The sequence below is a fragment of the Streptomyces chryseus genome (assembly GCF_014650755.1).
Classification (GTDB): Bacteria; Actinomycetota; Actinomycetes; order Streptomycetales; family Streptomycetaceae; genus Streptomyces; species Streptomyces chryseus.
The window spans coordinates 235667-248799 of the sequence record NZ_BMVO01000003.1; the positions used below are offsets into that span (position 1 = coordinate 235667).

12 protein-coding genes are annotated in these 13133 nt (G+C 72.5%); 9 read left to right on the forward strand and 3 right to left on the reverse strand.

Annotated elements, in window-relative coordinates:
- The first annotated feature begins 76 nt into the window (after positions 1 to 76).
- From frr to IE185_RS07790, 7 genes are all read left to right on the forward strand, one after another.
- A complete protein-coding gene (frr, locus tag IE185_RS07760) occupies positions 77 to 634 on the forward strand; it encodes a ribosome recycling factor (RefSeq protein WP_138896000.1) in 558 nt (185 codons plus the stop codon).
- Positions 634 to 1629, forward strand: coding sequence for a phosphatidate cytidylyltransferase (locus tag IE185_RS07765; protein ID WP_138896001.1), 996 nt, complete (start codon positions 634 to 636; stop codon positions 1627 to 1629). The genes frr and IE185_RS07765 overlap by 1 nt, the downstream gene beginning before the upstream one ends.
- 260 nt (positions 1630 to 1889) lie before the next feature.
- Positions 1890 to 2243, forward strand: coding sequence for a hypothetical protein (locus tag IE185_RS07770; RefSeq protein ID WP_138896002.1), 354 nt, complete (start codon positions 1890 to 1892; stop codon positions 2241 to 2243).
- 298 nt (positions 2244 to 2541) lie between these two features.
- On the forward strand, positions 2542 to 3648 hold the full coding sequence (rlmN, locus tag IE185_RS07775) for a dual-specificity RNA methyltransferase RlmN (protein WP_138896003.1): 1107 nt from the start codon (positions 2542 to 2544) through the stop codon (positions 3646 to 3648).
- A gap of 216 nt (positions 3649 to 3864) precedes the next feature.
- Complete coding sequence (locus tag IE185_RS07780; protein WP_138896004.1) at positions 3865 to 4959, forward strand: thiamine ABC transporter substrate-binding protein; 1095 nt, start codon at positions 3865 to 3867, stop codon at positions 4957 to 4959.
- A gap of 53 nt (positions 4960 to 5012) precedes the next feature.
- Positions 5013 to 6632, forward strand: a complete 1620-nt coding sequence (locus IE185_RS07785; protein WP_189714848.1) for an ABC transporter permease — start codon at positions 5013 to 5015, stop codon at positions 6630 to 6632.
- Entirely contained in the window at positions 6632 to 7657 is a 1026-nt protein-coding gene (locus tag IE185_RS07790; RefSeq protein WP_189714850.1) for an ABC transporter ATP-binding protein, read from the forward strand. The genes IE185_RS07785 and IE185_RS07790 overlap by 1 nt, the downstream gene beginning before the upstream one ends.
- 93 nt (positions 7658 to 7750) lie before the next feature.
- Here IE185_RS07790 and IE185_RS07795 read toward each other — a convergent pair whose 3' ends face one another.
- Together IE185_RS07795 and IE185_RS07800 are read right to left on the reverse strand one after the other, a co-directional pair.
- Positions 7751 to 8416, reverse strand: coding sequence for a response regulator (locus tag IE185_RS07795; protein ID WP_189714852.1), 666 nt, complete (start codon positions 8414 to 8416; stop codon positions 7751 to 7753).
- Entirely contained in the window at positions 8410 to 9594 is a 1185-nt protein-coding gene (locus IE185_RS07800) for a sensor histidine kinase (protein ID WP_138898959.1), read from the reverse strand. Before IE185_RS07800 ends, IE185_RS07795 begins: the two co-directional genes overlap by 7 nt.
- A gap of 142 nt (positions 9595 to 9736) precedes the next feature.
- Here IE185_RS07800 and IE185_RS07805 point away from each other — a divergent pair, with 142 nt between their 5' ends.
- The gene (locus IE185_RS07805; RefSeq protein ID WP_189714854.1) at positions 9737 to 10828 is read left to right on the forward strand and encodes a glycosyltransferase 87 family protein; all 1092 of its coding nucleotides are present in this window, start codon (positions 9737 to 9739) and stop codon (positions 10826 to 10828) included.
- Entirely contained in the window at positions 10825 to 12003 is a 1179-nt protein-coding gene (locus IE185_RS07810; protein WP_138899062.1) for a glycosyltransferase family 4 protein, read from the forward strand. Before IE185_RS07805 ends, IE185_RS07810 begins: the two co-directional genes overlap by 4 nt.
- Here the strand turns inward: IE185_RS07810 and IE185_RS07815 are convergent.
- Positions 11938 to 13059, reverse strand: a complete 1122-nt coding sequence (locus tag IE185_RS07815; protein ID WP_138899063.1) for an LOG family protein — start codon at positions 13057 to 13059, stop codon at positions 11938 to 11940. The two genes, IE185_RS07810 and IE185_RS07815, sit on opposite strands and share 66 nt — an antisense overlap.
- Between the last annotated feature and the right edge of the window lie 74 nt (positions 13060 to 13133).

Genomic DNA, 13133 nt, shown 5'->3' on the forward strand with positions numbered 1-13133 from the left:
GATTCACAGACGCAGGTTCACAGGGTCTGTTCATGCAGTTCATGCCGGGCCCGATCGAGACACGCAGGAGCAAGTGGTGATCGAAGAAATCCTCCTCGAGGCCGAGGAGAAAATGGAGAAGGCCGTCGTGGTGGCCAAGGAGGACTTCGCCGCGATCCGCACCGGCCGTGCGCACCCGGCGATGTTCAACAAGATCGTCGCCGACTACTACGGCGCGCTGACGCCGATCAACCAGCTCGCCTCGTTCTCGGTCCCCGAGGCGCGGATGGCGATCGTGACGCCGTTCGACAAGAGCGCGCTGCGCAACATCGAGCAGGCGATCCGCGACTCCGACCTGGGCGTCAACCCCAGCAACGACGGCAACATCATCCGGGTGACGTTCCCCGAGCTGACGCAGGACCGCCGCAAGGAGTTCATCAAGGTCGCCAAGACCAAGGCCGAGGACTCCAAGATCTCGATCCGCTCCGTCCGCCGCAAGGCCAAGGAGACCCTCGACAAGCTCGTCAAGGACAAGGAGTCCGGCGAGGACGAGGTCCGCCGTGCGGAGAAGGAGCTCGACGACACCACCGCGAAGTACACCGCGCAGGTGGACGAGCTGCTCAAGCACAAGGAAGCCGAGCTGCTCGAGGTCTGATGAACGACTCTTCCTGGGGGGCCCCGGCGCGGGGCGACTACGCCGCCGCGTGGGGACCCTCCGACCAGGGGCCTGCCCCGGCGGGTCCCGCCTACGATGCGCATCCGGCCGAGCAGACTCGCCCCATGCCCATCGTGCCGCCCGAGGAGCCCATGCCGACGCCGCCGCCGTCCCCGAAGAAGCGCGCGGGGCGTAATCTGCGTGCCGCCATAGGGGTGGGCGTGGGCCTCGGCGTGGTGATCATCGCGTCGCTGTTCATCTGGAAAGCCGCTTTCATCGGCGTGATAACGGTCGCAGTCGTGGTCGGGCTGTGGGAGCTGACCTCGCGGCTGGAGGAGCGCAAGGGCATCAGGGCTCCGCTGGTGCCGCTCGCGGTCGGCGGCGCCGCGATGGTCGTCGCGGGGTACGTCAGGGGCGCGGAGGGCGCGTGGGTCGCCATGGCGCTCACCGCGCTCGCGGTGCTGGTGTGGCGCATGACCGAACCGCCCGAGGGCTACCTCAAGGACGTCACGGCGGGCGTCTTCGCGGCGTTCTACGTGCCGTTCCTGGCGACGTTCGTCGCGATGATGCTGGCGGCCGACGACGGCGCGCAGCGGGTCCTCACCTTCCTGCTGCTCACGGTCGTCAGCGACACCGGGGCGTACGCCGTCGGGTGGCGCTTCGGCAGGCACAAGCTCGCGCCGCGCATCAGCCCCGGCAAGACCCGGGAAGGGCTGGGCGGCGCGGTCGCCTTCGCGATGGCGGCGGGCGCGGTGTGCATGGAGTTCCTGGTGCACGACGGGGCCTGGTGGCAGGGCCTGCTGCTGGGTCTCGCGGTGGCCGCGAGCGCCACACTCGGCGACCTCGGGGAGTCCATGATCAAGCGGGATCTGGGCATCAAGGACATGGGAACGCTCCTGCCGGGTCACGGCGGGATCATGGACCGCCTGGACTCGCTGCTGCCGACCGCACCGGTGGTCTGGCTGCTGCTCGTGGTCTTCGTAGGAACCGGCTGACCTGCGCGTTCATCGGTGAGGGGCCCGCTGTCCACAGGACGGCGGGCCCTTTCCGTATGTCTGCGACACCGCAAGCAGCGGAGGTCGCCTGCCGGCGGCGCGTTCCGAACTGTTGGACGGCCTCAGTCGGTCCTCGCGGCCGTCTCTGGGCGTCAGCGCTGCTCGTGCCCGTCAGCCCGGTCCTCTCATCAACGCGTTGCGACTCCCCACCGAGGGTGTTCTCGTGGGGGTAGTGGATCGGACGTTGAGGAGGCCCGCTGATGGGTGCCGTAGCCCTGCTGGAGTCGCTCCGCTGCGAGACTCCGATGAACCCGCCCGACGTTGCCGACGGCGACCAGGTGCTGATCACCGGCCCTGGAGGCAAGGTCTGGCCGTCCGACGTCGCCACACCCATCGCAGCAGGTCAGGAGGTTCCGATGGACACGCTCGTCCTCATCAGCGGCGATTCTGTCGTCCTCCGCCTCATGGAGCGGGAGGCGTTCGGCCCGGATGACTCCATGGGCTTCGTGAGGATCAAGTCCAGCGACGCCGGCTCTGGTGCAAGGACGGCGGAGTTCCTGAGCGACGTGAGTTCGTACATGCTGAGCTACAAGGTCGGAGTCGTGACGTTCTGAGGAGCGGGACGTCCCGCCGCGCGGCGGGAGCACCCCTTCGACCTGGGAGTGCGCTCGCGACTTGTCGACATGAGTGCGCGTGCATGCGATTCCGGCTTTCGGTGTGCGGCCCGTCCGCCGCTGCCCTCGGGTGGAATGCGTCACGGTCGCAGGGCGAGGCCGGGCCGTCTGTGCGCCGCCGCAGGGCCGCCGGTGGTGGCCGACCACGACCGATGCCGACCTGCCGCGAGGGGCTGGTCGCTACCTGAGCAGGCGACGACCGTGAGGACCGCAGGCGGTCTGCCACACTGGAAGAACCATGCCTGTACCTGGAGAACTTACTTTCGTCGCGCCGCGCGGAGCCAAGAAGCCCCCGCGGCACCTCGCCGATCTCACGCCCGCCGAGCGCCGCGAGGCCGTGGCAGCGATCGGGGAGAAGCCGTTCCGTGCCAAGCAGCTGTCGCAGCACTACTTCGCGCGGTACGCCCACGACCCGGCGGAGTGGACCGACATCCCGGCCGGCTCGCGCGACAAGCTCCGGGCGGAGCTGCTGCCCGAGCTGATGACCGTGCTGCGGCACATCAGCTGCGACGACGACACCACGCGCAAGACGCTGTGGAAGATGCACGACGGGACGCTCGTCGAGTCCGTCCTGATGCGGTACCCGGACCGGGTCACCATGTGCATCTCGTCGCAGGCCGGGTGCGGCATGAACTGCCCGTTCTGCGCCACCGGACAGGCCGGGCTCGACCGGAACCTGTCGACCGCCGAGATCGTGCACCAGATCGTCGACGGCATGCGCGCCCTGCGCGACGGCGAGGTCCCGGGCGGACCTGCGCGGCTCTCGAACATCGTCTTCATGGGCATGGGCGAGCCGCTCGCCAACTACAAGCGCGTCGTCGGCGCCATCCGCCGGCTCACCGACCCGGAGCCGGACGGGCTCGGGCTGTCGCAGCGCGGCATCACGGTGTCGACCGTCGGCCTCGTCCCGGCCATGCTGCGCTTCGCCGACGAGGGCTTCAAGTGCCGCCTCGCCGTCTCGCTGCACGCCCCGGACGACGAGCTGCGTGACACCCTCGTGCCCGTCAACACGCGCTGGCAGGTGCGGGAGGTCCTGGACGCGGCCTGGGAGTACGCCGAGAAGTCCGGCCGGCGCATCTCCATCGAGTACGCGCTCATCCGCGACATCAACGACCAGGCATGGCGCGGTGACCTGCTCGGCCGCCTCCTCAAGGGCAAGCGGGTGCACGTCAACCTCATTCCGCTGAACCCGACCCCGGGCTCGAAGTGGACCGCCTCCCGTCCCGAGGACGAGAAGGCGTTCGTCGAGGCGATCGCGGCCCATGGCGTGCCCGTGACCGTACGGGACACCCGCGGCCAGGAGATCGACGGAGCGTGCGGGCAGCTGGCGGCCACCGAGCGGTAGGCCGCCGAGAGGGCCCGTGTAACCTGGGCCGCACATCTGCATATTCCGACAGGGGAGCGCCACAGCGCTGAGAGTGCGGTACGCCGCAGACCCTCTGAACCTTGCCCAGGTCATTCTGGGTAGGAAGTTCGGTCACTACTCGAGCTGTTGCGCCCTGCCCGTTTCCCCGGGCAGGGCCGCGTCTCTTCCTGGATGTCCCATCCCAGGAGGAATTCAGTGAGCACCACCAAGAAGTTCGCGGTCACCGCGCTGGCCGCCGCCCTCGGCGTCTCCACGCTCGCCGCGTGCGGGGGCGACAAGGGCGACTCCGGCTCCGGCGACCCCAAGAAGTCCAAGACCGTCACGCTGGTCAGCCACGACTCGTTCAACGCGTCCGAAGCCGTGCTGAAGGCGTTCACCAAGGAGACCGGCTACACGGTCAAGGTCCTCAAGAGCGGGGACGCGGGCGCCGCCCTCAACCAGGAGATCCTCACCAAGGGCTCCCCGCGCGGCGACGTCTTCTTCGGCGTCGACAACACCCTCCTGTCGCGGGCCCTGGACAACGGCATCTTCACGCCGTACGAGGCCAAGGGGCTCGGCGCGATACCGCAGGGCGTCCGGCTCGACGGCGACAAGCACCGCGTCACGCCCGTCGACACCGGTGACATCTGCGTCAACTACGACAAGAAGTACTTCGCCGACAAGAAGCTGGCGCCGCCGAAGTCCTTCGACGACCTGATCAAGCCGGCGTACAAGAACCTGCTCGTCACCGAGAACGCCGGGTCCTCCTCGCCCGGCCTCGGCTTCCTGCTCGGCACGGTCGGGCAGTACGGCGACGACGGCTGGCAGAGCTACTGGAAGAAGCTCCGGGCCAACGGCGTCAAGGTTGTCGACGGCTGGGAGCAGGCGTACAACGAGGAGTTCTCCGGCTCCGCCGGCGGCAAGAAGGCCAAGGCGGACCGGCCGCTCGTCGTCTCGTACGCCTCCAGCCCGCCCGTCGAGGTGCTGTACGCCGAGCCGCGGCCCAAGGAGGCGCCGACCGGTGTCGCGACCGGCACCTGCTTCCGGCAGACCGAGTTCGCGGGGCTGCTGACCGGGGCGAAGAACGAGGAGGGCGGCAAGGCGCTCATCGACTTCCTCATCGGGAAGAAGTTCCAGGAGGACATGCCGCTGAACATGTTCGTCAACCCGGTGATCAAGGACGCGAAGCTGCCCGAGCTGTTCACGAAGCACGGCGTGGTCGTCGACAAGCCGCAGACCGTGGCCCCGGAGAAGATCGCCGATCAGCGTGAGCGGTGGGTCAAGTCGTGGTCCTCGCTCGTCCTGAAGTAACGAAGGCGCCGCACACGAGGAGCACGCGCGGGAGCGCGGTGCGGCTGGGCCTCATGGCCCTGCCCGTCGCGTTCTTCGCGGTGTTCTTCGCCTACCCCGTGGCCGCGATCACCGGCCGCGGGCTCACCGTGGACGGCGTCTGGCAGTTCGGCCGGGTCGGCGAGGTGCTCGCCGACCCGGACATCCGCGGCGTGCTGTGGTTCACGACGTGGCAGGCGCTCGCCTCGACGGCACTGACGCTGCTGATCGCGCTTCCCGCGGCGTACGTCTTCGCCCGGCTCGACTTCCCCGGCAAGCAGCTGCTGCGCGCCGTGGTCACCGTGCCGTTCGTGCTGCCGACGGTCGTCGTCGGGACCGCGTTCCTGGCGCTGCTCGGGCGGGGCGGGCTGCTGGACGAGCTGTGGGGCGTACGGCTCGACACCAGCGTCTGGGCGATCCTGCTCGCGCACGTCTTCTTCAACTACGCCGTGGTGGTGCGGACCGTGGGCGGCCTGTGGTCGCAGCTCGACCCGCGCCAGGAGGAGGCGGCGCGGGTGCTCGGGGCCGGGCGGTTCGCCGCCTGGCGGCGGGTGACGCTGCCGGCGCTGGTGCCGGCCGTGGCCGCCGCCGCGCTGATGGTCTTCCTGTTCACGTTCACCTCGTTCGGCGTCGTGCAGATCCTCGGCGGGCCCGCGTACTCCACCCTGGAGGTGGAGATCTACCGGCAGACCGCCCAGTTCCTGGACCTGCCGACGGCCGCCGTGCTGACGCTGGTGCAGTTCGCGGCGGTCGGCGCGATCCTCGCCGTACACGCGTGGACGGTACGGCGCCGGGAGAGCGCCCTGAGGCTGGTCGACCCGGCGCGGACCGCGCGGCGGCCGCGCGGGGCCGGGCAGTGGGCGCTGCTCGGCGCAGTGCTGGCCACGGTGGCGGTGCTGATCGTGGTGCCGCTCGGGGTGCTCGTCGAGCGGTCGCTGGACGGGCCCGACGGGTACGGGTTCGGCTACTACCGGGCGCTTCAGTCGGCCGGTGCGAGCGGGGGCACCTTCCTCGTACCGCCGCTGGAGGCGGTGTGGAACTCGCTGGAGTACGCCCTGGCCGCGACGGCGATCGCGCTGGTCGTCGGCGGGCTCGCGGCGGCGGCGCTGACCCGGCGGGCGGGACGGCTGGTGCGCGGTTTCGACGCGCTGCTGATGCTGCCGCTGGGCGTCTCCGCCGTGACGGTGGGCTTCGGTTTCCTCATCACCCTCGACGAGCCGCCGCTGGATCTGCGCACGTCATGGATCCTGGTGCCGCTGGCGCAGGCGCTGGTCGGGGTGCCCTTCGTCGTACGGACGATGCTGCCGGTACTGCGGGCGGTCGACGCGCGGCTGCGCGAGGCGGCGGCGGTGCTCGGGGCGTCGCCGCCGCGGGTGTGGCGGGAGGTCGACCTGCCGATGGTGCGGCGGGCGCTGCTGGTCGCCGCCGGGTTCGCCTTCGCCGTGTCGCTGGGCGAGTTCGGCGCGACGGTCTTCATCGCGCGGCCCGACAACCCGACGCTGCCGGTGGCCGTCGCGCGGCTGCTGGGGCGGGCGGGGGACCTCAACTACGGGCAGGCGATGGCTTTGAGCACGATTCTGATGGTGGTGTGCGCGGTGGCGCTGCTGGTTCTCGAACGCATGCGTCCCGACCGATCCGGAGCCGGGGAGTTCTGATGCTGAGGCTGGACGGGGCGACCGTGCGGTTCGGGAAGCGGGCCGCGCTCGACGACGTGGACCTGGAGGTCGCCGAGCACGAAGTGGTGTGCGTGCTCGGGCCGAGCGGCAGCGGGAAGTCCACGCTGCTCCGGGTTGTCGCCGGGCTCCAGACGGCGGACGCCGGACGGGTGCTGCTGGACGGGCGCGACCAGCGCGGGGTGCCGGTGCACCGGCGGGGCGTCGGGCTGATGTTCCAGGACCACCAGCTCTTTCCGCAGCGGGACGTCGGGGGGAACGTCGCCTTCGGGCTGCGGATGCGGGGCGTGGGGAAGGCCGGTCAGGCGCGCCGGGTCGCGGAACTGCTGGAGATGGTGGGCCTGCCGGGCGCCGGGCCGCGGGCGATCAGCACCCTTTCGGGCGGTGAGCAGCAGCGGGTCGCGCTGGCGCGGGCGCTGGCCCCCGAGCCGAAACTGCTGATGCTCGACGAGCCGCTGGGGCAGCTGGACCGGGGGTTGCGCGAGCGTCTGGTGGTGGAGCTGCGGCAGCTGTTCGGGCGGCTGGGCACGACCGTGCTGGCCGTCACGCACGACCAGGGCGAGGCGTTCGCGCTCGCCGACCGGGTCGTCGTCATGCGGGACGGGCGGATCGCGCAGAGCGGTACGCCGCTGGAGGTCTGGCGGCGGCCGGCCTCCGAGTTCGTCGCGCGCTTCCTGGGCTTCGACAACGTCGTGGCGGCGACGGTCGGCGGCGAGGCGGCCGACACGGTGTGGGGCAAGGTGCCCGTTCCGGTGGGTACGCCGCAGGGGGAGGCACGCCTGCTGGTCCGGCCGGCGGGCGTGAGGCTCGTGCCGGTCGCGGAGGGGCTGCCGTGCGTCGTTACGGCGCGGACGTTCCGGGGCCACCACGTGGCCCTGCTGCTGCGGCCGTCCGAGGGGCCGGCGCTGGAGGCGGAGTGCGCGCTGCGCGACGCGCCGGAGGTGGGCACGGAGGTGGGCGTCGCCTTCGCGGGGGACGAGGTCGTGGTGCTGGGGGTGGGGGGCTGAGGGGCTGTCGGGTGTGGGCGCCCACGGTGGGGTCCCCCTGCCGAACCATGCCCAGGGGCCACAAACACCGGACGTACCGCACCGGTCGGGGGCTCAGAGGGACCTCCCCGGCCGGACCAGGCCCAGTTCGTACGCCAGGATGACCGCCTGCGCCCGGTCTCTCAGGCCCATCTTCGTGAACAGCCGGTTGATGTGGGTCTTCACCGTGTGGTCGGTGATCGTCAGCCGTCCGGCGATGTCCGCGTTCGACAGGCCCTGCGCGATCAGGACCAGCACCTCCACCTCCCGCGCCGTCAGGTCCTCGACCGTGCGCACCGGCCGCGCGGCGGACCGCGCGCTGATGAACTGCCCGATCAGCCGCTTGGTGATCTCGGGCGACAGCAGCGCGTTCCCGGCCGCCACCACCCGCACCGCGTGCAGGAGTTCGGGGAACGTCGCGTCCTTGAGCAGGAAGCCGCCCGCCCCGGCGGCCAGCGCCTCGTACACGTACTCGTCCAGACCGAAGGTCGTCAGCATCAGCACCTTCGTCGCCCCGTCCGAGGCGGCGAGGATCTCGCGGGCGGCCTCGATGCCGTTCTTGTGCGGCATCCGGATGTCGAGCAGCGCCAGGTCGGGGCGGGTCTCGGCGGCGACCCCGACCGCCTGCGCGCCGTCCTCGGCCTCGCCCACCACCTCGATGTCGTCCTGGGTGCCGAGCAGGCTCACGAAGCCCGTCCGTACGACCGCCTGATCGTCCGCCACCATCGCCCTGATCACCAAGGCAACTCACCCTCCACCAGAAATCCGCCGTCCGGACCGGGCCCCGCGCTCAGCCGGCCGCCCACCAGCGCCGCCCGCTCGCGCATCCCGGTCAGGCCGTGACCGGCCAGGACCGGCGCGGCGGGCCCCGGGCCGTCGTCGCCTATGCGCAGGCCCAGCCGGTCGGCGCCGTAGTCGATCCGCACCACCGTACGGGCGCCCGGCGCGTGCTTGCGCGCGTTGGTCAGCGCCTCCTGCACGATGCGGTACGCCGAAAGCTCCCACGCGGCAGGCAGCGCGACCTGCGCGCCGGTGATTTCGAGCTCCGCGTCGCCGCCCACCGCCCGGTGCTGGTCGAGCAGTTCGGGGAGGTGGGCGAGGGACGGCTGAGGCGCGGTGAGGGCCGGGCCGTCCTGCTGCCCCGTGCGCAGTACGCCGAGGAGGCGGCGCAGCTCCGCCATCGAGGAGCGGGCGGTGGAGGCGATGTGCTGGAAGCCGTCGCGGGCCTCGGGGGTGAGCCCCGGGGTGGTGTACGTCGCGCTCTCCGCCTGCACCGCGATCATCGACACCGAGTGGGAGACGATGTCGTGCAGCTCGCGGGCGATCGCCGCGCGTTCCGCCTCGGCGGCCTGCTGCCGCTCCATCGCGATCAACTGGTCTTGCGCCAGGGCGCGTTCACGCCGGGTCTCCTCCCGGGCCCGTACCGCGTCACCCATCGACACGGCCCCCAGCAGCACCACCGACAGGACGAACGCCTCGGCGAAGAGCCCCAGCGAGCCGGGGCCGCCGAGGGCCGGGACCGGCAGGTCGTCCTGGCGGGACCAGTCGGCGATGTGCGCCAGGTTCACGGCGAGAGAGCCCAGCACACCGCCTGCCAGCAGGATCGCCGGGTGATGCACGCGGTGGCGGCCCAGGGTGTAGAAGCCGGCGAGTCCGCTGACGATGGTGCAGATGTAGAGGCTGCTGCCGGCCGCGAAGGCGACCAGGCCCGCGGCGACGGTGAGTACGGCGACGGGCGGGCAGGAGCGCCGCCACATCAGCGAGGCGGCGGAGAGCAGTACGCCCACCGCGATCGTCACCGAGCCGGGGTAGGCGAACAGTTCCACGACCGCGCAGGCCGTCAGGGCGCCACCGGTGATCCACGGGTAGGAGGGGGCGGCGATCCACGCGCGAAGGCGCCGCCGGGCGGACGAACTCATCCCCCCATTCTCCGGATGCGGCGGGCGGTCCGCGTCACCGCACGGGTTGAGCCGGGCCGGGCGTCTCATGCCACGGGTTGACGGCGGGGATCGGATTCCCGTTTGACGCCGTCGGGCCGGGGGATTCCTAGCGTTGCCCGGTATGAGTGATCTCCGTGTCCCGGTGCGCACACCGTCCGTCCGGCGTGAGCGCGGGCTGTGGGCCGCGTGCGCCGCCGCCGCGCTCGCGCTCGCCGCGCTGTCGGACCTCGCGCCTCACCGGGTGTGGGGCCTGACCGCCGCGCTCGGGTACGCCGCCGCCGCGCTCACCGCCTCCCGGGCGGTGGCCGTCGCCGGCGCGGTGGTGCTGCCCCTCGGCGCGCTCCTCGCCACCGGGCTCGCGCAGCTCGAAGTGGCCGTCGTGGAACGTGCGGGGCAGCGGCTCGCGGCGACCGGCGGCCCATACCTCCCCGCCCCCTCCGCCGTCGCCGACTTCAACCCGTACCTGCCGGGCATGGCGGTCTTCGGCCTGCTGCCCGGCGACCCCCGCTGGTGGACGGGCGCCGTCTTCGCCGGTGCGCTGGCCGCGGCGGCGGGCCGGAGCGGGAGGACGGCGTGGCTGGTCGCGTGCCCGGTGGTCGCCCTGCCCCTGTGCGTGGGCGGTACGGACCTGCCCGTGGTGGGGCTGATGTGCCTGGGGACGGTGCTGGCCGGGCGGGGCCGGCCCTGGCAGGCGGGACTGGTGCTCGGCGCGGCCGCCGCGCTCAAGTGGACGGCGTGGCCCGCGCTTCCGGTCGCCTGCGCGCTGTTCGCCGTACGGGGCGGGGCGCGGCCCGCGCGGCGGTTCGCCGCCGTGGCGCTGGGGACCGGGGTGCCGGCCGTCGCGCCGTTCCTCCTCGCGGATCCCGGCGGCTTCCACGCCAACGTCGTCGCCTTCCCGCTCGGCCTCGGTACGGCCGCCTCGCCCGCCGCCAGCCCGCTGCCCGGCCACCTCCTCGCCGTGTACGTGCCCGGCGGCACGGTGATCGCCCTGTCGCTGCTCGCGGTGAGCGCCCTGCTGCTGGCCCTCTCGCTGTGCGTACGGCCGCCGCTCACCGTCCGGGCCGCCGCGGACCGCCTCGCCCTCGGCCTGGGGCTCGCCATGTCCCTGATCCCGGCCACCCGCTTCGGCTACCTCGTCTACCCACTGGTGCTCTGGGCGCTGCCCCGGTGCGGGGCGCGCCCGGCACCCGTCCCGCGAAAGGCCACGACATGACCAGGACCCTCGTCGTCACCAACGACTTCCCGCCCCGGCAGGGCGGCATCGAAACCTTCGTACACGCCATGACCAGCCGCTTTCCCGCCGACGAGGTCGTGGTCCACACCTCGCGCGCGCCGGGCTGGGAGGCGTACGACGCGACGCTCCCGTACCCCGTCGTCCGCGCGCCCGTGCGGACGCTGCTGCCGACCCGGCGCACCGCCGCCCGCTCCGCCGCCATAGCCCGCCGGTACGGCTGCGACCGGGTGTGGTTCGGGGCCGCCGCGCCGCTCGGGCTGATGGCACATCGGCTGCGCGGCGCGACGGGCATACGCACCGCCGTCGCCACGACACACGGCCACGAGGTGTGGTGGGCGCGCACGCCCGGCGCTCGCGGACTGCTGCGGCGGGTCGGGGCGCGGGCCGACACGGTGACGTACCTCGGGGCGAGCACCCTCGCCCCGATCGCGGCCGCGATGGGGCCGGGCGCGCGGCTGGAGCGGCTCGTGCCGGGCGTCGACACCGGCGTCTTCCGGCCCGGTCTCGACCCGGCGCCGGTGCGCGAGCGGTACGGCCTCGGGGACCGGCCGGTGATCCTGTGCGCCGCGCGGCTCGTCACCCGCAAGGGTCAGGACACGCTGATCAGGGCGCTGGGGAGAGTGCGGTGCGCGGTGCCGGACGCCGTGCTGCTGCTGGTGGGGGACGGCCCGGACGAGCGCCGGCTGCGCCGGCTGGCCGCCGCGTACGAGGTCGCCGACCGCGTCGTCTTCGCGGGCGGCCACCCGCACGGCGCCATGCCGTCCTTCTACGCCGCCGCCGACGTCTTCGCGATGCCCTGCCGCACGCGCAAGCGGGGCCTGGAGGTGGAGGGGCTCGGGATCGTGTTCCTGGAAGCGGCGGCGAGCGGGCTGCCGGTCCTGGTGGGCGACTCGGGCGGCGCGCCGGACGCCGTACGGGACGGGGAGACGGGGTACGTCGTCGACGGGCGGTCCGGCGCGGCGGTCGCCGACCGGCTGGTGCGGATGCTCACCGACCCCCCTCTCGCCCGGGCGATGGGCGAGAAGGGGCGGGAGCGGGTCCGTACGGAGTGGAGCTGGGACCGGTCGTACGAGCGGCTCGTCGCGCTGCTAGACGGCCAGCCGGGCCAGCGCCGCCGGGGCCTCTTCGACGGTGTCGACCAGGGCGATGCGTGACTCCATCGGGCGGTCCTTGGCCAGGGACTGGAGAAGAGGCCAGGTGGGGAGCTTCTCGGTCCAGTGGGCGCGGTTGACGAGGACCATGGGAGCCGGTTCGCCACGCGACTCGTAGTAGTTGGGGGTCGCGTTGTCGAAGATCTCCTGGACCGTGCCGGCGGCTCCGGGCAGGAAGACGACGCCGCCGTTGCAGCGCGCGAGCAGGCCGTCCTCGCGGGTGGCGTTGGCGAAGTACTTGGCGATGTGGCCGGCGAACGGGTTCGGCGGCTCGTGACCGTAGAACCAGGTGGGGATGCCGATGGAGTCGCCGCCGGACGGCCAGCGGTCGCGCACGTCGAAGGCGGCGAGGGCCCAGTCGGTGACGGAGGGTGTGAACGACGGGGTCTTGGCGAGGAGTTCGAGTGCCTCGTCGAGCGCGGCGTCCTCTACCGGGGCCAGGTACGCGCCGAGGTTCGCCGCCTCCATCGCGCCGGGTCCGCCGCCGGTCGCCACGGTCAGACCGTCGCGGGCGAGGGTACGGCCGAGGCGGGCGGCGCCGGTGTAGGCGCTGGTGCCCCGGGCCATGGCGTGGCCGCCCATGACGCCGACCACGCGGGCGCCCGCGAGGTGCTCGTCGAGGGCGTCGGAGACGGCGTCGTCGTGGACGGAGCGGAGCATCGAGGCGAATATGTCGCCGTCGGCCTTGGTGCGCTGGAACCACGCGTAGGCGAGGGCGTCGGGGGTGGCGTCGTACCCCTGGTCGAGGTGCTCGAAGAGGGCGTCCGCGGTGTAGAGGAGACCTCGGTACGGGTCGAACGGCAGGTCGGGGACGGGCGGGAAGACGAGCGCACCGTCCGCGCGGACCTTGGCGAGGCCCCCGGGCTCCATGGGGCAGCCGAGGAACACGGCGCCGGAGGTGGCGACGGCGAGCAGGTCGGGGGTACGGGCCGTCAGATCGACGGCCTGTACGCGGTACCCCCCGAGCGCACCGCGTGCGACGACGTCGTCGAACTCGGCGAGGGTTTCGATCTCGCGGTCGGGGGCGGGGTCCTGGGCACGGTCCGAGAGTTGAGGCACCCGAAGATGCTAGGCGGTCGGGGCGGGGGCGCGGGTCCCGGCCCCGGCGGGAACCGGACCCCGGCCCGGGAGCC